At 41.5% G+C, this 679-nt stretch carries 1 protein-coding gene; it reads left to right on the top strand.

Annotated elements, in window-relative coordinates; translation table 11 throughout:
- Positions 1–458: 458 nt before the first annotated feature.
- A partial coding sequence (locus ACJ5GX_RS01975; RefSeq protein WP_495292646.1) for a hypothetical protein occupies positions 459–679 on the top strand: 221 nt, incomplete at its 3' end.

The raw sequence follows: 679 nt of genomic DNA, 5'->3' as shown, positions 1-679 counted from the left end.
TAGTTGGTACACTCCATAAACAAATTTCTGGAATATTTGGTTTAGTTTTGGGAATCTCTGCGGTATCAGGAGTGCTACTAGTGACAAACCACACCAACAGTTATAGCAGAGTGGTACTTGTGACCCACCACACCAACTGCTATATTTCTGCACCGCACTGTCAGTCACTCAAAACCGTTCGGACGAGAACGTATTGTGTTTTGTACGGATTTCCCGCCACGCGTTTTTTGATGCCGCGTGTAATGGACGACTCACTTTGAGATCGATCAGACTGAGTTAGACAGTTTGGTCTTTAGACCATTCTTATGCCGCGTGCATAAGAATTACATTGGCGATTTGAGTGTCTAACCGCACGTGAGCTTGACTGGATGTAAATGGTGCTGAAATAAACTGAAAAGATTTCTTTCCATGTAAATTAAAATGATGACTCAAATGTCATAATAAAAGAGGTGGGCAAAATGTCAGATAGAAAGTTCCTATTGCAAAATCGAATCAAAACCGTACAATCAAAAAAATATGAAAAGCATGCTGAAAAGCATTCCCTTGTAGATCGATCTGGACTAACCAGACACAAATTGAAGCACACTGGTGAAAGACCCCACACTTGTTTGCATTGCGGCAAAGGATTCAGACAGAAACACGAGCTCAACAGCCACATGCTGTCACACAGTGATTCAAA

The sequence above is a fragment of the Wolbachia endosymbiont of Tuta absoluta genome (genome assembly GCF_059414725.1).
This window is presented reverse-complemented; position numbering and strand designations above follow the sequence as displayed.